Source organism: Brevundimonas sp. Leaf280 (assembly GCF_001422455.1).
Classification (GTDB): Bacteria; Pseudomonadota; Alphaproteobacteria; order Caulobacterales; family Caulobacteraceae; genus Brevundimonas.
The window spans coordinates 204,067-224,021 of record NZ_LMNC01000004.1; the positions used below are offsets into that span (position 1 = coordinate 204,067).

The 19,955-nt window shown below is 67.7% G+C and carries 20 protein-coding genes; 11 read left to right on the forward strand and 9 right to left on the reverse strand.

The window, feature by feature from the left end:
• Window positions 1-13 precede the first annotated feature (13 nt).
• A complete protein-coding gene (locus ASF31_RS09200; protein ID WP_055754369.1) occupies window positions 14-805 on the forward strand; it encodes an SDR family oxidoreductase in 792 nt (263 codons plus the stop codon).
• Here the strand turns inward: ASF31_RS09200 and ASF31_RS09205 are convergent, their stop codons facing one another.
• Window positions 806-1,753 (reverse strand): retroviral-like aspartic protease family protein, encoded by a 948-nt coding sequence (locus tag ASF31_RS09205; protein ID WP_055754370.1) that lies wholly within the window; start codon window positions 1,751-1,753, stop codon window positions 806-808.
• A 202-nt stretch (window positions 1,754-1,955) separates the two neighbouring features.
• Here ASF31_RS09205 and ASF31_RS09210 point away from each other — a divergent pair, with 202 nt between their 5' ends.
• The gene (locus tag ASF31_RS09210) at window positions 1,956-2,309 is read left to right on the forward strand and encodes a hypothetical protein (RefSeq protein ID WP_055754371.1); all 354 of its coding nucleotides are present in this window, start codon (window positions 1,956-1,958) and stop codon (window positions 2,307-2,309) included.
• Here the strand turns inward: ASF31_RS09210 and ASF31_RS09215 are convergent.
• The 3 genes from ASF31_RS09215 to fsa are packed head-to-tail and all read right to left on the reverse strand — an operon-like array spanning window position 2,306 to window position 4,621.
• The gene (locus tag ASF31_RS09215) at window positions 2,306-3,235 is read right to left on the reverse strand and encodes a tyrosine recombinase XerC (protein WP_055754372.1); all 930 of its coding nucleotides are present in this window, start codon (window positions 3,233-3,235) and stop codon (window positions 2,306-2,308) included. The two genes, ASF31_RS09210 and ASF31_RS09215, sit on opposite strands and share 4 nt — an antisense overlap.
• A complete protein-coding gene (locus ASF31_RS09220) occupies window positions 3,217-3,930 on the reverse strand; it encodes a DUF484 family protein (RefSeq protein WP_055754373.1) in 714 nt (237 codons plus the stop codon). The genes ASF31_RS09215 and ASF31_RS09220 overlap by 19 nt, the downstream gene beginning before the upstream one ends.
• Before the next feature lie 37 nt (window positions 3,931-3,967).
• Window positions 3,968-4,621 carry a fructose-6-phosphate aldolase gene (gene fsa, locus ASF31_RS09225; protein ID WP_055754472.1) on the reverse strand — a complete coding sequence of 218 codons (654 nt, stop codon included), beginning with the start codon at window positions 4,619-4,621 and terminating at the stop codon, window positions 3,968-3,970.
• A gap of 30 nt (window positions 4,622-4,651) precedes the next feature.
• Here fsa and ASF31_RS09230 point away from each other — a divergent pair, with 30 nt between their 5' ends.
• Window positions 4,652-6,814: a primosomal protein N' gene (locus ASF31_RS09230; protein ID WP_055754473.1), complete on the forward strand. Its 2,163-nt coding sequence runs from the start codon at window positions 4,652-4,654 to the stop codon at window positions 6,812-6,814.
• Window positions 6,815-6,823: 9 nt separating this feature from the next.
• On the opposite strand, the gene ASF31_RS09235 is transcribed toward ASF31_RS09230, so the two are convergent.
• Complete coding sequence (locus ASF31_RS09235) at window positions 6,824-7,219, reverse strand: hypothetical protein (protein WP_055754374.1); 396 nt, start codon at window positions 7,217-7,219, stop codon at window positions 6,824-6,826.
• 135 nt (window positions 7,220-7,354) lie between these two features.
• Between ASF31_RS09235 and ahcY the strand changes: the two genes are divergently transcribed.
• The 3 genes from ahcY to ASF31_RS09250 all read left to right on the forward strand — a co-directional run bounded on the left by ahcY (window position 7,355) and on the right by ASF31_RS09250 (window position 10,849).
• Window positions 7,355-8,746: an adenosylhomocysteinase gene (ahcY, locus tag ASF31_RS09240; protein ID WP_017506126.1), complete on the forward strand. Its 1,392-nt coding sequence runs from the start codon at window positions 7,355-7,357 to the stop codon at window positions 8,744-8,746.
• A 33-nt stretch (window positions 8,747-8,779) separates the two neighbouring features.
• Window positions 8,780-10,015 carry an NAD(P)/FAD-dependent oxidoreductase gene (locus ASF31_RS09245; protein ID WP_082465098.1) on the forward strand — a complete coding sequence of 412 codons (1,236 nt, stop codon included), beginning with the start codon at window positions 8,780-8,782 and terminating at the stop codon, window positions 10,013-10,015.
• A gap of 456 nt (window positions 10,016-10,471) precedes the next feature.
• Window positions 10,472-10,849: a zf-TFIIB domain-containing protein gene (locus ASF31_RS09250; RefSeq protein ID WP_055754375.1), complete on the forward strand. Its 378-nt coding sequence runs from the start codon at window positions 10,472-10,474 to the stop codon at window positions 10,847-10,849.
• Window positions 10,850-10,864: 15 nt separating this feature from the next.
• On the opposite strand, the gene ASF31_RS09255 is transcribed toward ASF31_RS09250, so the two are convergent.
• Window positions 10,865-12,583 carry a hypothetical protein gene (locus ASF31_RS09255; RefSeq protein WP_055754475.1) on the reverse strand — a complete coding sequence of 573 codons (1,719 nt, stop codon included), beginning with the start codon at window positions 12,581-12,583 and terminating at the stop codon, window positions 10,865-10,867.
• 255 nt (window positions 12,584-12,838) lie between these two features.
• Between ASF31_RS09255 and ASF31_RS09260 the strand changes: the two genes are divergently transcribed.
• The 5 genes from ASF31_RS09260 to ASF31_RS09280 all read left to right on the forward strand — a co-directional run bounded on the left by ASF31_RS09260 (window position 12,839) and on the right by ASF31_RS09280 (window position 16,341).
• Window positions 12,839-13,543, forward strand: coding sequence for a response regulator transcription factor (locus ASF31_RS09260; RefSeq protein ID WP_039243953.1), 705 nt, complete (start codon window positions 12,839-12,841; stop codon window positions 13,541-13,543).
• A complete protein-coding gene (locus tag ASF31_RS09265) occupies window positions 13,512-15,122 on the forward strand; it encodes an ATP-binding protein (protein WP_055754376.1) in 1,611 nt (536 codons plus the stop codon). Before ASF31_RS09260 ends, ASF31_RS09265 begins: the two co-directional genes overlap by 32 nt.
• A complete protein-coding gene (locus ASF31_RS09270; RefSeq protein WP_055754377.1) occupies window positions 15,119-15,547 on the forward strand; it encodes an HPr kinase/phosphorylase in 429 nt (142 codons plus the stop codon). Before ASF31_RS09265 ends, ASF31_RS09270 begins: the two co-directional genes overlap by 4 nt.
• A 120-nt stretch (window positions 15,548-15,667) precedes the next feature.
• Window positions 15,668-16,072 (forward strand): PTS sugar transporter subunit IIA, encoded by a 405-nt coding sequence (locus tag ASF31_RS09275; RefSeq protein WP_017506133.1) that lies wholly within the window; start codon window positions 15,668-15,670, stop codon window positions 16,070-16,072.
• A complete protein-coding gene (locus ASF31_RS09280; protein WP_017506134.1) occupies window positions 16,069-16,341 on the forward strand; it encodes an HPr family phosphocarrier protein in 273 nt (90 codons plus the stop codon). The genes ASF31_RS09275 and ASF31_RS09280 overlap by 4 nt, the downstream gene beginning before the upstream one ends.
• Window positions 16,342-16,764: 423 nt before the next feature.
• Here ASF31_RS09280 and ASF31_RS09285 read toward each other — a convergent pair whose 3' ends face one another.
• The 3 genes from ASF31_RS09285 to ASF31_RS09295 all read right to left on the reverse strand — a co-directional run bounded on the left by ASF31_RS09285 (window position 16,765) and on the right by ASF31_RS09295 (window position 19,918).
• Window positions 16,765-17,697 (reverse strand): CPBP family intramembrane glutamic endopeptidase, encoded by a 933-nt coding sequence (locus tag ASF31_RS09285; RefSeq protein WP_055754378.1) that lies wholly within the window; start codon window positions 17,695-17,697, stop codon window positions 16,765-16,767.
• A 105-nt stretch (window positions 17,698-17,802) separates the two neighbouring features.
• On the reverse strand, window positions 17,803-18,609 hold the full coding sequence (locus ASF31_RS09290; RefSeq protein ID WP_055754379.1) for an AraC family transcriptional regulator: 807 nt from the start codon (window positions 18,607-18,609) through the stop codon (window positions 17,803-17,805).
• Window positions 18,610-18,817: 208 nt separating this feature from the next.
• Window positions 18,818-19,918, reverse strand: a complete 1,101-nt coding sequence (locus ASF31_RS09295) for a phytase (protein ID WP_055754380.1) — start codon at window positions 19,916-19,918, stop codon at window positions 18,818-18,820.
• Between the last annotated feature and the right edge of the window lie 37 nt (window positions 19,919-19,955).

Consider the following 19,955-nt stretch of genomic DNA (forward strand, 5'->3'; position numbering starts at 1 on the left):
ATCGGAGAAGACCATGGACCTGAAACTGAACGGCAAGCGCGCCCTGATCTGCGGCGGCTCATCCGGCCTTGGCCGCGCCGTGGCGACGGCCCTGGTCGCGGAGGGCGCGCACGTCGCCCTGCTGTCGCGCGACGAAGGCAGGCTTCAGGCCGTGGCGGACACACTGAACGCATCCGGGCCGGGCAAGGCGGTCGTAGTGACGGCGGACCTGGCGGACCATGAGGCGCTGTTGAAGGCGACGGACCGGGCCGAGGATCTGCTGGGCGGGCACATCGAAATCCTGTTGAACAACACCGGGGGGCCGCCGCCGTCGGGCGTGTCGGGGCTTGAGCCGGCGGTGTGGCGCGATCATTTCGAGTCGATGGTGCTGTCGATCTTCCGCCTGACGGACCGGGTGCTGCCGGCCATGCGGGCGGCCGGCTGGGGGCGCATCCTGAACGTCGCCTCGATCACGGTGGTCGAGCCGTCGGCGGCGCTGGGCGTGTCCAACACCCTGCGGGCCTCGGTCGCGGCCTGGGCCAAGACCCTGGCCAATGAGGTCGGACCAGACGGGGTGACGGTCAACACCCTGCTGCCGGGGCGGATCGATACGCCGCGGATCGAAAGGCTGGACCAGGCGACCGCTGAGCGCACCGGCACGACGCCGCAAGAGGCGCGAGCTGAATCCGTCAAATCGATCCCGGTCGGCCGGATCGGCACGACCGAGGAGTTCGGCGCCACCGCCGCCTTCCTGGCCAGTCCGCTGGCGGCCTATGTCACCGGCTCGCTGATCCGACTGGACGGCGGAGCGATCAAGGCGATCTGATCAGCCGGGCGCACGACGGCGCAGCACGCCGCCGAAGGCCACGCGGCTGCGCCCGTAATCCAGAGTGATGCGGCTGAACCGGCTCAGGATATCGGCGCCCAGCAGCAGGGTCGGTTTGTCGATCAGGTCCATGACCTGAAACACATGCAGGTCGGCGAACAGCAGCGGGGTCGGTCCCAGCGATCGTCCCACGATATGCAGGGCGGGCGTCGTGCCGGTGCGGGCCGTCACCGCGCCGCCGACGATGCCGATCATGCGCACGGGCTCGGATGAGGCGGGGGCCTGGCCCATCTCGACCGCCTGCATCAGGACCAGATTGCCGATCGAATATTGCGCGCCGCTGTCGATGAAGGCGGCGACCTCCACGCCGGCGACATTGATCCGGGTCAGGAGTAACTGACCAAATCGGCCGCGACGACCGGCAACCAGCACGTCCTGCTGACGAAGCCGCGTGGCGTCAGCGCTGGTCGTCAAAGCGATGCCGGTCGTACCCGATGGCGACAGGGCGACCTGGCGGGCGTTGACGTCCAGCGTCAGGCGAAAGCGCGACAGCAGGTCCAGCCCCAACAGGCCGCCAGCGCCCAGGGCGTCGCGTGGAAAGACCGGCAGGGTCAGATCGGTGAAGCGTCGGCGTCCGATCTCGATCTGCGCCAGTTCGACGGTCGGCGTGACCTCGGCCGCCGTGATCCCGTGCACCACGACCGGGCGGCCGGGCGGCAGGGCCAAGGCCTGGGCCAACTCGGCCGAAACCGCGCTGCGCTCGGCGCCGGTGTCAATGACGAAGACCTGCTGGACGCTTCCGTTCAGACGCACGCCGACGCCCATTCGCGTCAGCAGATTTTGCACCAGCCGGACCTGATCGGGCGGGTCTGCCGGGACGTCAGTCTGGGCGGACACGAACGGCGCAGCCGCCAGCAGGCCCAGCGTCTTGCGCCGCGACGTCTTCACGCTCGATCCTTCGACACCCACCCGCCTGTCCTCCTCGGGCCTTCGCCAGGGCAGGGCAGGCTACGCGCTTTTGGCGAAGAGCCTGAGACATATTCTTGTCCGTCGTGTCTCAGCGAGGCTGCGCCTGCGCGCCAAACGTTCGTCGCTGTCTGGCCAATCCGGGGTTGTCGGCGTATCGTCCCAGCCGACACAGGAGGATGCGATGCTGACCTTGCTTATGCTGGCCCTGTCCAATAGTTCGGCCATCGTCCATCCGGCGCCGGTGGTCGATCAGGCCATGGTGCGTGTCGCACCCGTTGCGGACCAGGCGATGGTGAGCTGCTCCGACCCTCTGCTGCAGGCTGAGCGCAAAAGCCAGCAGCCAGGCCTGTCGCTGGATCGATCGCTCGATGACGGACAGGTCCGGCGCTATCTGCTGCTGGATCGGCGCGATCAGAACAACTGCCCCATGCCGATCAGCTACGCCGTGCCGGATCAACGGGCGCTGGGTCGAAACCTGATGCCGGCCCAGCCCGACGTCGGCGTGCCACCGGCTCCGCCCGCGCCGCGTCCCTAGGCGCGGGGATGGGCGGCCGCATAGGCGTTCAAAAGACGATCCGCATCGACGCCGGTGTATTTCTGGGTCGTCGACAGGCTGGCGTGGCCCAGCAGTTCCTGGATGGACCGCAGGTCGGCCCCGGCGCCCAGCAGGTGGGTCGCGAAACTGTGGCGTAGGGCGTGAGGCGTGGTGCGCTCGGGCAGGCCCAACCGGCCGCGCAACTTCTGCACCGAGGCCTGAATGTGACGGGGGCTTAAGGGGCCGCCGCGGCGCGCGCGGAACAGAGCGTCGGCAGGCTGGAGCGGGAAGGGCAATAGAGCCAGATAGGCGTCCACTGCGGTGCGCACGGCGGGCAGAATTGGCGCGATCCGCGTCTTTGCCCCCTTGCCGACGATACGCAGGGTTTCGCCCAGCGGCGCATCGGCGCGGGTCAGGGACATGGCCTCGGAGATCCGCAGGCCGCAGCCGTAGAGCAGGGTCAGGACAGCTCTGTCACGCGCGGCCTCCCACGGTTCGGCGTCGGGATCGGCGTCCGGTTCGGCCAGCAGGCCGCGCGCCTGATCCTCGGTCACCGGCCGGGGCAGGGACGGCTTGACCTTGGGACCGCGCACCAGGGCCAGCTGCGGGGCGGGCGTGTCCAACCGCCGGTCGAGGAAAGCGTGAAAACCGCGAATGGCCGACAGGCTCTGGCTCAGCGACCGGGTTGCCAGCGGGTGATCGCCTGAGCGCCGCTCGGCCATGTGGGCGCGGACCTCGGCGGCGGTGATCGTCCCCATGTCCTTTAGCGACAAGGTCTCGCCGCGATGGTGTTCGAGGAAGGCGACATAGAGCTGGCCGATATGGCCATAGGCCTCCAGCGTGCGCGGCGACAGCCGACGTTCGTGCGCCAAGTGATCGAGCCAGGCGCGCAGGGCGTCCGAGGCGGTCAGTTCAATACCGGCCATCGCTCGGCCATCCGCTCCACAACCCGCGCCAGGAAGGCGGCCAGTTCGCAGCCCATGTTCGGGGTGAAGCCTTCGGGCTCGGGCGAGCCGAAGGCGCAGATGCAGTGGCGGGGCGGGCCACCCGGCGTCAGGTGCGGGGCCATGCGGACCAGGGCGATGGACCTCACCTGATCCTCGGCCGCGCCGAAGAAATTCAATCCCGAGATCATCGGGCCGAGCCAGGTCAGGCCGTGCTCGCCCAGAAGGTTGTCGACATCGCCCTCTTCCAAGGCGCGCCAGCCGAAAGGCACGCCACCAGGCTTCTCCAAGGCAATGGCGGCGCCGGCCAACCCAAACCGCCCCTGCGCCGCCGCATCCAGTCGTCGGGCCAGGTCGGAATGATTCTTGGCCTCCATCAGGTCCAAGGTCGCGACGTGCGTCTGGGTCTGGGCGGCGAAGTTGGCGCGGGCGATCAGTTCAATCTCACGCCGGGCGCCGGTCTCGCGCTCGACCACGGCCTCCAGCCGCGTCAGGGCGGCGGCGCCGAACTCGACCACATTGCGGCCGTGCGGCCGCAGACCGATCTCTTCCAGCAGGGAGCGGTCGTCCAGCAGGGTCTGAGGATGGGTCTGCAGCCAGCCGCGCACGTCGGGCCAATGCAAGCCGTCGCCGATATGGGGCGTTGCGTCCGATTCCGACGTTTCGAAAAGGTCCAATGAGCCGCTCAAACAGACCTCTCCGGGAACCGCGATGCTACAGAATAGACTGACCCGTCTTGGCCCAGTCCGCCACGAAGGCATCAAGACCCTTGTCGGTTAACGGGTGGTTCACCAAGGCCTTGAATGTGTCGGCGCCGAAGGTGGCGGCGTCCGATCCGGCGACGGCGGCGGCGGCGACATGGCCCACATTGCGCAGGGACGCGGCCAGGATCTGGGTCTCGAAACCGTGCACGTCATACAGGACGCGGATTTCTTCCAGCAGGCCGATGCCGTCGGCGCCGTTGTCTTCCAGACGCCCGACGAAGGGCGAGACGAAGGTGGCGCCCGCCTTGGCGGCCAGCAGGGCCTGGGCGGCCGAGAAGCACAGGGTGACGTTGGTCTTGATCCCCTTGTCGGTGAAGACGCGACACGCGCGCAGGCCATCCCAGGTCAGGGGCAGTTTCACGACCACGTTCGGGGCGATGGCGGCCAGCCTGTCGCCCTCCTTGACCATGGTCTCGAAATCGAGCGAGACGGCCTCGGCGGAAATCGGCCCCTCGACCAGGGCGCAGATTTCGGCGATGACCTCGGCGATGTTCCGACCCGACTTGGCGATCAGCGACGGATTGGTGGTGACGCCATCCACCATTCCGGTGGGGACCATGTCCTTGATGACGGCGACGTCGGCGGTATCGAGAAAGAGTTTCATGGGCGGCTTCATAGCCGAGGGCGCAGTTTGGTGAAAGTCGCCTCGGTCCTCATTCCCCTGCCGGTGCCGGAGGCCTTCGACTATGAGGCGCCCGAAGGCATGACGCTGACGCGGGGCGATCAGGTCGCCGTGCCGCTGGGGCCGCGCCTGATCCGGGGCGTGGTGTCCGAGGTGTTCGAGACGACGGGGTCGAACCGGCGCCTAAAGGCGATCGACAGCCGCCTGGATGATCCGCCCCTGCCGGCGGGCGTCATGGATTTCGTCGAATGGGCCGGACGCTGGACCCTGTCGGCGCCCGGCGAGATGGCGGGGACGGCGTTGAAGGGCTTGCGCGCGCCTCGACCCCGGCCGGAACGCCGGGTGCGACGCGTGGGCGAGCGGTCACCGTCGCGCGCCACCCCGGCCCGGACGGGCGTGCTGGAGACCCTGGGCGATCGCGCCATGCCGCCGGCCGACCTGGCGCGGGCGGCGGGCGTGTCATCGGGCGTGGTCAAGGGCCTGATCGATGAGGGCGTGCTGGAGATCATCGAGATCGCGGCCGAGGCGGCGTTCGACCGACCCGATCCCGACCACGCGCCCGCATCGCTGAACGGCGATCAGGCGGCGGCGGCGACAGCCCTGGCGGCGGGTGTGACCGGCGGCGGTTTCCGGCCCTTCCTGCTGGACGGGGTCACGGGGTCGGGCAAGACCGAGGCCTATCTGGAGGCGATCGCGCGGGTGCTGCGGGCTGATCCGGCTGCGCAGATCCTCATCCTGTTGCCCGAGATCGCCCTGACCCAGGCCCTGATCGAGCGGATCACGGCGCGCTTCGGCGCCGCCCCGGGCGAATGGCATTCCGGCGTCGCCCCGCCGCGCCGCCGCCAGGTGTGGGAGGCGGTCGTCGCCGGGCGCTGCAACATCGTGGTCGGGGCGCGCTCGGCCCTGTTCCTGCCCTTCGTCAACCTGCGCCTGATCGTGGTGGACGAGGAGCACGACGGCTCGTTCAAGCAAGAAGAGGGGCTGGTCTATCACGGGCGCGACCTGGCGGTGGCGCGGGCGCGGATCGAGGGGGCAGCCGTCGTCCTGGCCTCGGCGACGCCGTCGCTGGAGACGCTGTGGAACGCGCAGAGCGGGCGCTACGACTGGCTGAAGCTGGGCGCACGGCACGGGACGGCGGTTCTGCCGGACATCGCCCTGCTGGACCTCCGGCAGAACACGCCTGACCCGCAGACCTGGCTGTCGCAACCCCTGCGTCTGGCCATCGGCGAGACCCTGCTGCGGGATGAGCAGACCCTGCTGTTCCTGAACCGGCGCGGCTATGCGCCCGTGGTCCTGTGCCGCGCCTGCGGCCATCGGCTGACGGCTCCGGACACCGATAGCTGGCTGGTCGAGCATCGTTATACCGGGCGGCTGGTCTGTCACCTGACCGGCTTCTCCATGGCGCGGCCCAAACTGTGTCCCTCGTGCGGGGCCGAGGATTCGCTGGTCTCGGTGGGGCCGGGGGTCGAGCGGGTCGAGGAAGAGGTGCGCCAGCTGTTTCCTGAGGCGCGCACCGCGGTGTTCAGTTCCGACACCGCGCCCGACGCCCGGTCGGCGCGCGCCCTGATCCAGAAAATGACGGACGGGGAGATCGACATTCTGGTGGCGACGCAGGCCGCGGCCAAGGGCCACAACTTTCCGCGCCTGACCCTGGTGGGCGTGGTGGATGCGGACCTGGGCCTACGCGGCGGCGACCTGCGTGCGGCCGAGCGGACCTATCAGCTTTTGGCCCAGGCGACGGGCCGGGCGGGCCGGGCGGATCGGCCGGGGCGGGCGCTGCTTCAGACCTGGACGCCCGAGCACCCGGTGCTGATGGCGCTGGCGGCCGGCGATCGCGACGCCTTCGTCGAGGCGGAAATGGCCGAGCGCGAGGCGGCGTCCCTGCCGCCCTATGGCCGGCTGGCGGCGATCATCCTGTCCAGCGAGAATGCGGCCGCCGTCGAGAAGACGGCGAACGACCTGGCCCAGGCCATTCCCAACGCCGAACGGCTGGAGGTCTATGGCCCCGCCGATGCGCCGCTCGCCCTGGTACGGGGACGCCGGCGCAAACGGCTGCTGGTGCGGGCCGACCGGGACGTGAACCTCCAGGCCTTCCTGCGGGCCTGGCTTCAGCGGGTGAAGGTGCCGGGCTCCGTCCGCCTGACGGTGGACGTGGACCCCTACTCGTTCCTCTAGAGGCGGAAGTCAGACCGCCATAACGGTGCCGAGCAGCAGGCGGGCGCCGGGGCGGCCCAGGGTGGCGTTGGTCGCCGCCTGAAGCGCGGCCGACAGCTGGTCGATGTCGGGCACGACGCCGGGACGCAGGCCGTTGGCAAAGCGCTGGGCGGCGGTGTTGTAGGCGGCGCGGAGGCGCGGCGCGGACTGCTGGGCGCGGGTGCGAAGGGTCGCATCGGGCACATCGACGCCGGTTTCGATGGTCAGCACGCCCCGACGACCGTTCGCCTGAAGGATCGAGGCGGTGATGACTGGCAGCCGGATATAGGTGTCGGCCGACGGCGCCGCGCCGCCGCTCGAAGCGCGGGCGGAGGTTGAGGCGGCCGTCGCGACGACGGCGAGACCGAGAAGAGCGCGGCGTTCCATGGTGAGGTCTCTACCGGCCAGGATTTAAGAAACTGCTGAGCGCGGATCGCATAAGGATGTCTTTATGTGTTTGTTGATACTCGGCGCGCGCCGGGCTATGAGGGCCCAAACTCATTGCGGCCAGGAGCCCAAGCCATGACCGACTACATCGTTCGCGACATCACCCTGGCCGATTGGGGCAACAAGGAAATCGAGATCGCTGAAACCGAAATGCCGGGCCTGATGTCCCTGCGTGACGAGTTCGGCGCCAGCCAGCCGCTGAAGGGCGCCCGCATCGCCGGCAGCCTGCACATGACCATCCAGACGGCGGTCCTGATCCAGACGCTGGAAGCCCTGGGCGCCGAAGTGCGCTGGGCCTCTTGCAACATCTTCTCGACCCAGGACCACGCCGCCGCCGCCATCGCCGCCAACGGCACGCCCGTCTTCGCCACCAAGGGCGAGACGCTGGAAGAATACTGGGACTACGCCCACAAGATCTTCGAATGGGCCGACGGCGGCTATCCGAACCTGATCCTGGACGACGGCGGCGACGCTACCCTGCTGTGCGTGCTGGGTCCGAAGGCCGAGAAGGACATCTCGGTCCTGGCCAATCCCCAGAACGAAGAAGAAGAGGCCCTCTTCAAGGTCATGAAGCGCTATCTGGCTGAGAAGCCCGGCTTCTATTCGGCCATCCGCGACGCCATCGGCGGCGTGTCGGAAGAGACCACCACGGGCGTGCACCGCCTGTATCAGATGGCCGAAAAGGGCGAGCTGCCCTTCCCCGCCATCAACGTCAACGACAGCGTCACCAAGTCCAAGTTCGACAACCTGTACGGCTGCCGGGAATCGCTGGTCGACGCGATCCGTCGCGGCACCGACGTCATGCTGTCGGGCAAGGTCGCGGTGGTCTGCGGCTACGGCGACGTGGGCAAGGGCTCGGCCGCCTCGCTGCGCCAGGGCGGCGCCCGCGTGATCGTGACCGAGATCGACCCGATCTGCGCCCTGCAGGCCGCGATGGAAGGCTATGAGGTCCAGACGCTGGACGACACCGCCGGCCGCGCCGACATCTATGTGACGACGACCGGCAACAAGGACGTCATCACCGTCGACCACATGCGGCAGATGAAGAACAACGCCATCGTCTGCAACATCGGCCACTTCGACTCGGAGATTCAGGTCGCCGGCCTGAAGAACTTCAAGTGGGACGAGATCAAGCCGCAGGTCCACCACGTCGAGTTCCCGGACGGCAAGAAGATCATCCTGCTGTCGGAAGGCCGCCTGGTGAACCTGGGCAACGCCACGGGCCACCCGTCCTTCGTGATGTCGGCGTCCTTCACCAACCAGACGCTGGCCCAGATCGAACTGTGGACCAACGCCGACAAGTACGAGAACAAGGTCTACACCCTGCCCAAGCACCTGGACGAGAAGGTCGCCATGCTGCACCTGGCCAAGCTGGGCGCCAAGCTGACCGTCCTGACCAAGGACCAGGCCGATTACATCAACGTGCCGGTCGAAGGCCCGTTCAAGGCGGATCACTACCGTTACTAAGCTCTCCCCGAGGCTGGAACCGCGAGGTTCCAAGTGACGAGGGCGTCTTCGGACGCCCTCGTCGACGTCCTGGTGGTCGGGGCCGGCGCGGCCGGGATGATGGCCGCCATCGAGGCCGGGCGACGCGGGCGGCGGGTCAGGGTTGTGGACCATGCCGACCGGCCCGGCGAAAAGATCCGCATCTCGGGCGGCGGGCGCTGCAATTTCACCAATCTGGGCTGCGGACCGGCGAACTTCCTGGGCGAGAACCCCCGGTTCGCGACCTCGGCCCTGCGCCGCTACACCCAGCACGACTTCGTCAAGCGCATCGATGGGGCCGGGATCGCCTGGCACGAGAAGACCCAAAACGGGCGCTCTCTGGGCCAGCTGTTCTGCGACGACAGCGCCAAGCAGATCGTCCGTATGCTGACCGACGACATGGCGGCGGCGGGCGTCGTCCTGAGCCTGAAGACCGGCGTGACGCGGATCGAACGATCCGGCGAGGGCTTCACGGTGATCCTGTCGGACGGATCACAGGTCACGGCGGCGTCGCTGGTCGTCGCGACCGGCGGCAAGTCGATCCCCAAGATGGGGGCGACCGGCTGGGCCTATGAGGTCGCGCGCCAGTTCGACATTCGCGTCACCGAGACGCGGCCGGCGCTGGTGCCGCTGACGTTCGAGGCCGGGCTGCTGGAGACGCTGACGCCGCTGGCGGGCGTGGCGGTGGACGCCTCGGTCGCCTCGGCGCCGGAAGGGGCCAAGGCGCGCAAGGCCAGCTTCAGCGAGGCGATGCTGTTCACCCACCGCGGCCTGTCGGGTCCGGCCATTCTTCAGATCAGCTCCTTCTGGCGCGAGGGCGAGGCGGTGGTGGCCTCGATGGCGCCCGGCCGCGACGTGTTCGAAGAACTGAAGGCGGCGAAGGCGTCGAACGGCAAACAGGCGGTGCACACCGCGCTGGGCCATATCGTGCCGCGCCGTCTGGCCGAGAGCCTGTGCCAGCGCGAAGGAGCGTCGGGCAATCTGGCGGACCTGTCGGACAAGGTGCTGCGGCGGCTGGATCAGGCGGTCAACGCCTGGGCGGTCAAGCCGGTGGGGTCCGAAGGTTACAGGACCGCCGAGGTGACGCTGGGCGGGGTCGATACGGCCGCGCTGGACCAGCAAACGATGCAGGCCAAGGCGATCCCGGGTCTGTATTTCATCGGCGAGGCGGTGGACGTGACCGGCTGGCTGGGCGGCTATAATTTCCAATGGGCCTGGTCGTCGGGCTGGGCCGCCGGGCAGGTCTGCTAGAGTTTTTGAGGTGCAATCTGTGCACTTTAGCCGGCGGGTCCGCTGACAAAAACACCGTCTAATTCGTCTAATCTGTCTATTTCGGCGCGCGTTCTGGCGGCGCGCGACGATGTCAAAGATCGGGGCGCCATTTTAACCCGGTCCAGGGCCATGACAGGCGAAGGGTCGCTGGTCGGTCGTAAGCCGTGGTAAAATCTCGCGATCGTTGTCGCTGATAGGATGGCAGGGACGGCCGACGCCCCCTGCGGCCCCGCGACGCATGGCGGCGGGCGGCGACGGCGCCTAGCTTGAAGAGGCGGAACGGGCCCCTCTGGCGTTCTCGCGGTCTGGCGTCCCCCTTCCTTGCGCCGGATCGTGCGACGCGATGTCGGACCGCAAGGGCGTGTCGATGCGGCGAAGCTTTCCCCTCCTGGCCTGTCGCATCGACCGCCCATTCTTTTTCGATCGGAGCCCGACATGCCCCTTCTGATGTGCCCCAACGACAACGCCGCCATGCAAACGCTGGAGCGCAACGGCGTCCAGTTCGACATGTGCCCCGACTGCCGGGGCGTCTGGCTGGATCGCGGCGAGCTGGAAAAGCTGATGGCCGCCGCCGTCGAGGAGGGCCGCGCCACAGCCCCGGTCGCGCCCGCGCCGCAGGCCTATGCGCCGCCGCCGCAGCCTCAGCCCTATGCCCAGCCCCCAGCCCAACCGTGGGGCGGCGGGGCGTCACAGCCGTATCGCGGCGACGATCGAGGCTACCGGGGCGACAAATACCGCGACGACCGGCATCGCGACGACGACTATCGCTACAAGAAAAAGAAGCGCGACAGCATCTTCGACATCTTCGACTGAGGCCGCCTAGGCGGCCTAGGCGGCCAGGCCCGCCTGCTGCATCAGGCCTCTCAACGCCGCGACGTTTTGCGGCGCGGCGGTCAGGGCGGTGCGGACGTCGGGCGAGCGCAGCAGCTTTATGGCCTCGGCGCGGGCGCGGTCGGCGACGGGGCCGAGCGGGCCGGCTTCCCCGGTGGCCAGTTTCAGCAGGGCTGTCAGCTTTTGAGGCGCAGCCGCCTGGGCGCGGACGATCTGGGCGACCAGATGGGCGTCGGCCTCCAGATTGGCGCCGACCGCGCCGATGGCGTCCATGATCTGGGCCTGGTCGTGGTCGGCCAGATGCGCGGCCTGAACCGAGCGTTGAAGCCGGGCCAGGGTCGCGAGTTTGTGCGAGGCGCTGGGGCCGCCCGGGACGGACTGGCGGATCTCGGTTTCGAAACGCAGCGAGCCGATACAGGCGCTGAGCCACCGCGCGGCGGCGCGTTTGTTGGCCCCGCCGGTCACGTTCTCGCACAGGCGGGTCAGCTGCTCGGCCTCGGCCAGGACCGTCGGGCAGGGGTTGACGTAGGCGCCGACGAAATCGGCCGTGACCAGGCTCTTGGAGCGTTCGACGAAGGCGGTCTGAACCTCTTCCAGCGTCAGCAGTCGCCCGGCCGAGGCCGTCAGGGCCATGGCCAGCAGGCGCAGGATGTCGATCTCTCCGACCGGATCATGGGGGCGGAGGCGGCGCTGGCTGGTCAGTTCGCGGGTGACAAGGCGAGCCAAGGACGCGGCCAGAAGCGGAAACTCACCCGAGGCCAGATGCAGGCCCAGGCGCGCGGCCGGTCCCTCGACCTGGGGCATCATCAGGGCGAGGCGCGGGTCCATCCGCAACAGGGCGTCCATCTCGTCAGGCGCGACCATGCGCACGATAGCCGCCAAGTTGGCGCCCTGGTCCAGCGACGGACCCAGAATCTCGGTCAGGTTGGTCCGCACCGCCAGCATTTCGGCGACGATCTGCTCGACCACCACCACGACCAGGGCGCGCGGCGGGCCGTCGGCGGGCGCGGCGTCCATCAAATCCATCAGCACGGTCAGGCGATCGCGGGCGCCGCGCCGATCCTTCAGCGCGCCGGCGACCACCCCGCCCATGCGCAGCGCCCGATCCGGCGCGCCGGTCAGCCGATGCGCCAAATCGGCGATGGAACGGTCGTCCAGCGCGGGGAACAGGCCGTCGCGTCCGGCCTTGCGCAGCCGGGCCATCGCCTGTTCGGTCAGTTTTTGATAGTGGCGCACGACCCCGTGCACCTCCTGGCCCGTGGCCTGACTTTCGGGGACCGCGACCTTCTGGATGGCGTGCTGGAGCTCGACCCCGGCCGCCTCCAGCCGTTCGGCGACATCGGGACGATGCAGCAGTTCGAAGGCGGTCACGCCCTCGCGTTTCAGCCAGTCCTCCAGCACCCGGCCGATCAGGGCGCGGGCATGGGGCGAATAGAGTTCGGCCGGACTGTTGCAGGCCGGCGGGACCGCCTTGTCGGCGACCTTCTTCTTCCGCTCCTCCGGCGCGCCCAGCGTCAGGATGGTCAGGGAGCTGAACTCCATCGTCTCGGGGTCCAGCGTCTCCTTGGTCACGCGCGAGGCGATGGCGAGACGATCCCGAAGCTGCTCCTCGGCGGTCTCGATGGCGTGTTTGCGGTCTTCGGTCGCGATCAGCAGCGTCCACGACGACGGGGCGCTCTTGCGGACATAGACTTCGTAGTGGATCGGACCCGCCATGAGGCGATCCTGCATCCCAAGCCTTTAAGGCGAGGTTTTCGAAGCCGGAATGTTTCTGCGCACGCCGGAGCGACGGTGCGAGCGCGTTGAATCGAGGCGGCGCCGTGACCATCTGTCTGTCACCAAACCGCTTTCGGGTTGCAGGCGATTTTCATTCGGCCCGAAACGCTCTAGCCCTAATGTGACCGAGATCGAACGGTTACGCTTGCTGTGCGTTCTTGCTCGCGGGAACGTAAAGTTCAGGAGAAGACACCCTTGGCCAATATCACTCTGGTCGATGACGACGAGAACATCGTGGCGTCCGTTTCGCTGGCGCTGGAAAGCCATGGCCATAAGATCACCGCCTATCACGACGGGGCCTCGGGTCTGGCCGCGCTGGAATCCTCGCCGCCCGATCTGGCGATCCTGGACGTGAAGATGCCGCGCATGGACGGGATGGAGGTGCTGCGTCGCCTGCGCCAGACCTCGCAGATCCCGGTGATCATGCTGACGTCCAAGGATGAGGAGATCGACGAGATCCTGGGCTTCAACCTGGGCGCCGACGACTATATCCACAAACCCTTCAGCCAGCGTCTGCTGATCGAGCGGGTCAAGGCGCTGCTGCGCCGCACGGGCGCCGACGGCGGCGAACCGGAATCGGCCGCCGAAGTCTCGGGCCGGGCGATCAAGCGCGGCAAGTTGTCGATGGACCCGGCGCGCCACGAGTCGACCTGGGATGGCAAGCCCGTCAAGTTGACGGTGACCGAATTCCTGCTGCTGCAGGCCCTGGCCCAGCGTCCCGGCTTCGTGAAGAGCCGCGACAACCTGATGGACGCCGCCTACGACGACCAAGTCTATGTCGACGACCGCACCATCGACAGCCACGTGAAGCGGATGCGCAAGAAGTTCCGCGCCGTGGACAATGAGTTCGACGCGATCGAGACCCTGTATGGCGTCGGCTACCGCTACCGCGAGAGCTGAACCGGGCGGGCGCGAGCCCGACGAGGAGCCCCAGCGCCGGCCGTTGTTCCGCTTCGGCGGATCGCGGCTGGGCGGCTTCATCCTGGTGCTCAATCTGCTCAGCCTGCTGATCCTGTTCGGCGGGGCGCTGGCGATCAACGAATGGCGTCCCGGCCTGATCGAGGCGCGTCAGGAATCGCTGACGGTCCAGGCCGAGCTGCTGGCTAATGTGTTGCGCGAAGAAGGCGTAACACGGGGCGAGCCGACGCCCGAACTGGACCCCATCCGCGCGTCGATCTGGCTGACCGACCGGTTCATCCCGGCGGGCCAGCGGGTGAGGCTGTATGATGTGAACGGCCTGTTGCTGGTCGACAGCTATCAGGTGACCGAGGCCATCGGCGGGCGGCCCCTGCCCGACGCGCAGCCGGCGGGGACGGCGACCGAGGACGCCGCCAAGGCCAATCTGCTGTCCGAGCGCCGGGTCGCCCGCGCCGACAGCGAACTGGCAGCCGAGGTGGCGGCGGCGCTGGACGGCTCGCCTCAATCGACCCTGCGTCGCAACGAATCCGGCGACCGCGTCGTCTCCGTCTCCATCCCGGTGCGCCATGTGCGCCAGGTGCTGGGCGTGCTGACCGTCGAGTCCGGGGACGTGGACGAAATCCTGGGCGCTCAGCGGCAGGCGCTGTTCCCGTTCGCCCTGGTGGCGCTGGGGGTCAATCTCTTGGGATCGCTGCTGCTGCATCTGTTCGTGGCGCGACCGATCATGCGGCTGTCGGCGGCGGCGGATCAGGTGAAGCTGCAACGCGCGCGGGCCATCTCCCTGCCGGATCTGGAGGATCGCAAGGACGAGATCGGCGATCTGGCGCGGTCTCTGGAATCCATGACCGACACCCTGTCGACGCGGATGGACGCCATCGAACGGTTCGCGGCCGATGTGTCGCACGAGATCAAGAACCCCCTGACCTCGATCCGTTCGGCGCTGGAAACCCTGCCGCTGGTCAAGACCGATGCGCACCGCGAGAAGCTGACGGCGCTGTTGCAGCAGGACGTGCGTCGGCTGGACCGGCTGATCACCGACATCTCCAACGCCTCGCGGCTGGATGCGGAGCTGTCGCGCGATCGGCCCCGGCCGGTCGATCTGAACCGGCTGCTGGTCGATATCGTCGGCGTCTATGAAACGACGGCCAAGCCCGGCGACATTCCGGTCGTGCTGACGGCGCCCGAACAGGCCCTGCGGGTCATGGGGCGCGACGGGCCGCTGGGGCAGGTGTTCCGCAACCTGATCGACAACGCCCGCTCGTTCAGCCCCACCGGCGGCGTGGTGCATGTGACGCTGGAAGAAACGACCGACGACCTGCCGATCCGCGTGCGGGTCGAGGACCAGGGGCCGGGCATCCCGGCCGAGAACCTGGAGACGGTGTTCGAGCGCTTCTACACCTCGCGGCCCAAGGGGGCGGTGTTCGGATCGAACTCGGGCCTGGGCCTGTCCATCGTGCGTCAGATCGTCGAGGCGCACGGCGGCCGGGTCCATGCCGAGAACAGGGCCGAGGGCGGCGCCCGGTTCGAGATCGTCTTCCCGCCGGTCGGCCGCCGTCTGTGAGCGAGGGCCAGCCGGTCCACGCCACGACGGTCGCCGTGCGGCGGCGCGGCGCGTGGCAGGGCGTGATGATCCTGGGGCCGTCGGGCGTGGGCAAGAGCGATCTGGCGCTGAGGCTGATCGCGCGCGGCTGGCGGCTGGTCAGCGACGACTACACCCAGGTCTGGGCCTCCGATGGGGCCGTCCATGCGTCGGCGCCCGCCGCCATCGCGGGTCGAATCGAGGTGCGCGGCCTTGGAATCGTGGCCGCCAGAACACGCCCGGTTTGTCGCGTGGCGCTGGCCGTCGCCTGTGTGGCGGAAGGCGTCGAACGGCTTCCGGAGCCGCAGACACGGGCTTTCGCGGGGGTGGACCTGCCCCTCTTGGCGCTGGACCCCAGACCCGCCTCGGCCGTCGATGTGGTCGCAGTCGCGCTGGAGACGCTTTGAAACCCCGAAAGACGGGTCTATGACACGCCCCTTGCGGTCCAAAGAGGGCGGCGTCCGACCTCCCTTGCCGGGCGGGGGAATGCCTGGGACGGTTCAGGGCGTGATGCGAGTGAAGTCCTCATGATCGGTCTGGTGATCGTCACCCACGGCGGGCTGGCGTCCGAATTTCTCTCCGCCATGGAGCATGTGGTCGGCCCGCAGCGCGGCGTCGCGGCCATCTGCATCGGGCCTGACGACGACATGGAGCGTCGGCGTCGCGACATCGTCGATGCGGCCGCGGCCGTGGACGATGGCGAAGGGGTCATCCTGCTGACCGACATGTTCGGCGGCACGCCGTCGAACCTGGCCATCTCGGTGATGGAACAGACGCGCGCCGAGGTCATCGCCGGGCTGAACCTGCCCATGCTGATCAAACTGGCCAGCGTGCGCGGGCGCGAGACGCTGGAATCCTGCGTGGCCCATGCGCAGGACGCGGGTCGCAAATACATCTCCGTCGCGTCTTGGGTGCTCGCAGGCGAAAAATGACCGTCACCGCGACCCTGAACATCTGCAACACGCGCGGCCTGCACGCCCGCGCCTCGGCCAAGTTCGTCAAACTGGCCTCCAGCTTCGAAAGCGAGATCCACGTCACCCGCGACGGCGTGACGGTGGACGCCCGCTCGATCATGGGCCTGCTGATGCTGGGCGCCGGCATCGGCTGCAGCATCGACGTGTCGGCCGAGGGGCCTGACGCCGAAGAGGCCATGGAAGCCCTGACGGACTTGGTCGCGCGCAAGTTCGACGAGGATCAGTAGACCGAGGTCGGCGCTACGGGGTTTGACCCTAGGGCCATGGCTTCAACGCATCCCGATAATCGCCGAAAACGGACAGTGTGTAGGTCGCCTTTGGGTGGAAGCCGACGCTGGAGTTGTTGACCCCCAGCGCTTGCACGGAACTCTGGCGCTAGATGAAGGCGATTTGGGCCGCTGGTCGCGCTGTCGAGCGAACTAGCCGCTCTATCTTCATGAACCGCTGATTGTCTTTAAGGGCCTCGCCAATACGTCTTTCGCGCCCAGTTTGATCGCTTCCTGAACCTCGCTGGCCTGAATAGCGAGCTGTCAGCACCATCACAGGCAAGGTCAGGGTGCTGGAGAGCGCCGAACCCCTGAAGGCGAGGCCTATTCTAATCGAGGATCATGGGGTGGGGGCGAGTGTCGGGGATGCGCTTGGCCGCATCGTCAAATCTGCGCGCCCGCAGGTTTGTTGTGATCCGGTCCGACGTCTCTGCCTTTTCGTGCGATGCGCCACATAAAGAAGATGATGCCGCAGACAAGGAACAGCGTGCAGAAGATGCTTCCCTCCGGGCCATCCGCGCCACCGGTGAGAAAGTCCGTTCCGGCTGGGGCCAGCGAGACGATGAGCGCGGGCACGCCCGCGTCGAGGCCGGTGACCGGTACGTCGAAGCCGGTGGCGATTATCCAGTTCCATCCCACGTGCCACCCCATCACGCCCCAGATGTTGTTGGATGAGATGGACCACGCGCTCGCGAAGAGAGCGAAAAGCAGGATGTTGCCGGTGACGAGCCAGGGCTGACCCCGGGAGAAATGGAGCAGCGTAAAGGTAAGCGACGATAACAGGACGGCAATGACGAGGTTCGCGCGGCGCGTGATGACTGAGATGAGCCATCCACGGAAAATGATTTCTTCGATGCTGGCTTGAACGAGGAAGCCTACGAAGAGGCCAGCCATTGCGATGACTGCGCCAGAGGACTGAGCGGCCGGAAAGAGTGCGCCAGGTTCGTAGGCGCCAGCCAACCAGATACAGGCTATCATTGCCGACGGCATGACGACGCCAACACCCAGGCCGCCATAGAATCCTTGCGCCGCACCGTCTCTCGTAAGACCGATTGTGCCGGCATTCCGCCGCTCGACGACGGCTATCCATGCGGCAACGGCGAGCAGCCAGGTGATGAAGGATACAACCAGCATCGCCGTGAGGCCCTGGGCGCCGACGAATTCGCCTTGTGCATCCACAAAGCCGAACCGCTCAAGAAAAAGAGTGGACGGAATCTCGGTGGCGATCGCGAGGGCGATGCAGATGACGGGAGTGAGAAGCGCCCATGGAAGCCAGCCGCGCGCCGGTGATGTGCTGTAGATGGTTCTAAGGTTCATACCCGCAGACTGAAGCGGGTCGCGGTCCAGTTATAGAACGATCGTGTGCGTTCACGCCCACTGACGCAGGGCGGCGGTTTCGGGGTCGCCGCTGTTGGGCGCGCCTCATACAGATCCAGGACGATTGAGTCGTCGCCATTGCGCCGGCGTCAGGCCGTAGGCGCTTCGAAAGTGTCGCGTCAGGTGGCTCTGGTCAGAGAATCCGCTGGCAGCGGCGATTTCTGCAAGCGGGGTCCTGCCGTTCATCATGGCTCGCGCTGTGTCGAGGCGGCGGAAGATCAGATAGCGATATGGACTGACGCCCAGCAGCGCACGGAATCCGCGAGAGAGTTGCCAACGGTCCTGTCCGCTGACGCGTTCGAGATCATCAAGTCGGACATTGCTGTCCGGGTGGGCGTCTATGAACGCTCGCGCCAGCGCCACCGCCTGGAGATCCACGCGCCGGTGATACGTCTGTTCACTCCCAAGCTCTGACAGCGCCTCCGCGAGGTCGAGCATGGCCTGATCATACTCCAGGCCACCTAGGGCTTGGTTGAGATCACCAATAAGGGCCGTGGCGGCCGCGTGCAGCCGCGCGTCGTCAGATACGCCCCCGGCAAGGAAAGGAAGGGCGCGTCCGCCGAGAGCCTCCTGAAGCGCGGACGGTGCGACGCTGGCGCTCCGGTACCGGAAGTGTCGCCCGTCCCCGGCGTGACCGTCATGAAGCTCATCCGGATGGAGAACGACGATCTGACCTGGCAGCGAATGGCGCCGCGACCCGCGGTAGGAGAAGCTCTGCACCCCCGCGACGGTTATGGCGATGGCGTATGTGTCGTGCCGGTGTGGACCGTAGGCTGCCCCGTTGAGGGACGCTTCAAACCGCTCGAAATCACCCGGCGCCCGCACGATCCAGCTAGGTTCGTCAAACGACATGCTGCTCCAACCCTCCTGACGACGTGAGTCGATGGGTGTTGGCGAAGATCATAAGGCAAAACGGACGGCCCGCAGCGGCCAAGCTGATCAGAGTCCGCATTGGGTCGAAAGCCAACACTGACCCATTGCCGACTTTTGGATATTGCGCTTGGGGCGACAGATCTGGGTCAGCCTTGCCTGTGGCTGCTGAAGAAGCGCCGAGCGGCCGCTAAAGCCCCAGCGTCCGACGCACGTCGCGCCAGTCGACGTATTTGAAGTTCTGCGTGCCCACGTCGTTGACGTCGTCCTGGATGACGACGAGGCCTTCGGGGAAGGGGCCGACCTGACCGCTGGCGGCCGCCAGGCCGTCGGTGCCGGTGACGCCGTCGACCGCGCCGTCCACGACCTTGAACCGGCCCTTGTATTCCGGCGCCGGGCCGTCGATGCGCCAGACGGGGAAGGTGGAATCGCCTTGGCTGGAGGCGATCAGATAGCGGCCCGAGGGGTCGGTGATCGTGGTCAGGCCTTCCGCGTCGGCGACCAGGATGCCCTTGGCGATGGGCTGGATCAGGGTGCGGGCCGCGCCCGAGGCCGGGTTCAGGCTATAGCGCCACAGGCCGACGTTTTCCTCGTTGATATAGAGGGCGTCGGTGGCTTCGTCGGCGGCGCAGCCTTCGGAGATGGTTCCGATCTCGGCGGTGCGGACCAGGCGCGCCGTGGGCTGGCCGGCGGCGTCCACGCCCAGGATGAACTGGCGAAGCTCGCCCTCGTGCCCGACCAGGATGGCGTGAACCTCGGCGCCGCGCCGCGCAAAGCAGAAGCCGTAGGGTTCGACCACGTCGGTGGCGACCGCGCCCCAATAGCGCACGCCGTTCTGACCGGTCCCAGCCAGGTCGAAGGTGTAGAGGGAAATGCCGGTCTTGCCCGGCGTGCGGTCGCTTGCGCCCAGCACCACCTGCGGACGGCCGCCGACCGACAGGCCCTCGACCACATCGACGTTGTTCAGCAGGCCCTCGGGCAGGAACTGCAGGATCTTGCCGTCGAAGCCGTAGATGTAGAGGCCGGATTTCTTGTCCGTGCCGGCGACGAAGCCGGGCGTGGATTGACCCATGATCGTGACCGGCGAAGCGCTGGCCCATACGGCGGGGTCGTCGGCCGCGTCCTGACCCGCCGTGCCGACCGACGGGGTTTCCAGCACAGCCATAACCGGGGCGCCGGGGCCGACGAGGCCCGCGCCCTCGCCCTGATAATCGACCTCGTGCGTGGCGCAGGCGGCGAGCAGGGCCAGGGCGGCGCAGGCGGTCAGCGAGCGGGCGAGGGAAGGGCGCATGTCGGTCTCCGGGCGATCTGGACGCGTCCCTGTGGCC

Excerpts from the sequence above, each read along its gene's own strand:
- ahcY (WP_017506126.1), top strand. The coding sequence starts at position 7,355 with ATGACCGACTACATCGTTCGCGACATCACCCTGGCCGATTGGGGCAAC.
- ASF31_RS09255 (WP_055754475.1), bottom strand. The coding sequence starts at position 12,583 with ATGGCGGGTCCGATCCACTACGAAGTCTATGTCCGCAAGAGCGCCCCG.
- ASF31_RS09215 (WP_055754372.1), bottom strand. The coding sequence starts at position 3,235 with ATGGCCGGTATTGAACTGACCGCCTCGGACGCCCTGCGCGCCTGGCTC.
- ASF31_RS09280 (WP_017506134.1), top strand. The coding sequence starts at position 16,069 with ATGACCGTCACCGCGACCCTGAACATCTGCAACACGCGCGGCCTGCAC.
- ASF31_RS09295 (WP_055754380.1), bottom strand. The coding sequence starts at position 19,918 with ATGCGCCCTTCCCTCGCCCGCTCGCTGACCGCCTGCGCCGCCCTGGCC.
- ASF31_RS09235 (WP_055754374.1), bottom strand. The coding sequence starts at position 7,219 with ATGGAACGCCGCGCTCTTCTCGGTCTCGCCGTCGTCGCGACGGCCGCC.
- ASF31_RS09285 (WP_055754378.1), bottom strand. The coding sequence starts at position 17,697 with ATGAACCTTAGAACCATCTACAGCACATCACCGGCGCGCGGCTGGCTT.
- ASF31_RS09290 (WP_055754379.1), bottom strand. The coding sequence starts at position 18,609 with ATGTCGTTTGACGAACCTAGCTGGATCGTGCGGGCGCCGGGTGATTTC.
- ASF31_RS09250 (WP_055754375.1), top strand. The coding sequence starts at position 10,472 with ATGCCCCTTCTGATGTGCCCCAACGACAACGCCGCCATGCAAACGCTG.
- fsa (WP_055754472.1), bottom strand. The coding sequence starts at position 4,621 with ATGAAACTCTTTCTCGATACCGCCGACGTCGCCGTCATCAAGGACATG.
- ASF31_RS09265 (WP_055754376.1), top strand. The coding sequence starts at position 13,512 with ATGGCGTCGGCTACCGCTACCGCGAGAGCTGAACCGGGCGGGCGCGAG.
- ASF31_RS09210 (WP_055754371.1), top strand. The coding sequence starts at position 1,956 with ATGCTGACCTTGCTTATGCTGGCCCTGTCCAATAGTTCGGCCATCGTC.
- ASF31_RS09275 (WP_017506133.1), top strand. The coding sequence starts at position 15,668 with ATGATCGGTCTGGTGATCGTCACCCACGGCGGGCTGGCGTCCGAATTT.
- ASF31_RS09200 (WP_055754369.1), top strand. The coding sequence starts at position 14 with ATGGACCTGAAACTGAACGGCAAGCGCGCCCTGATCTGCGGCGGCTCA.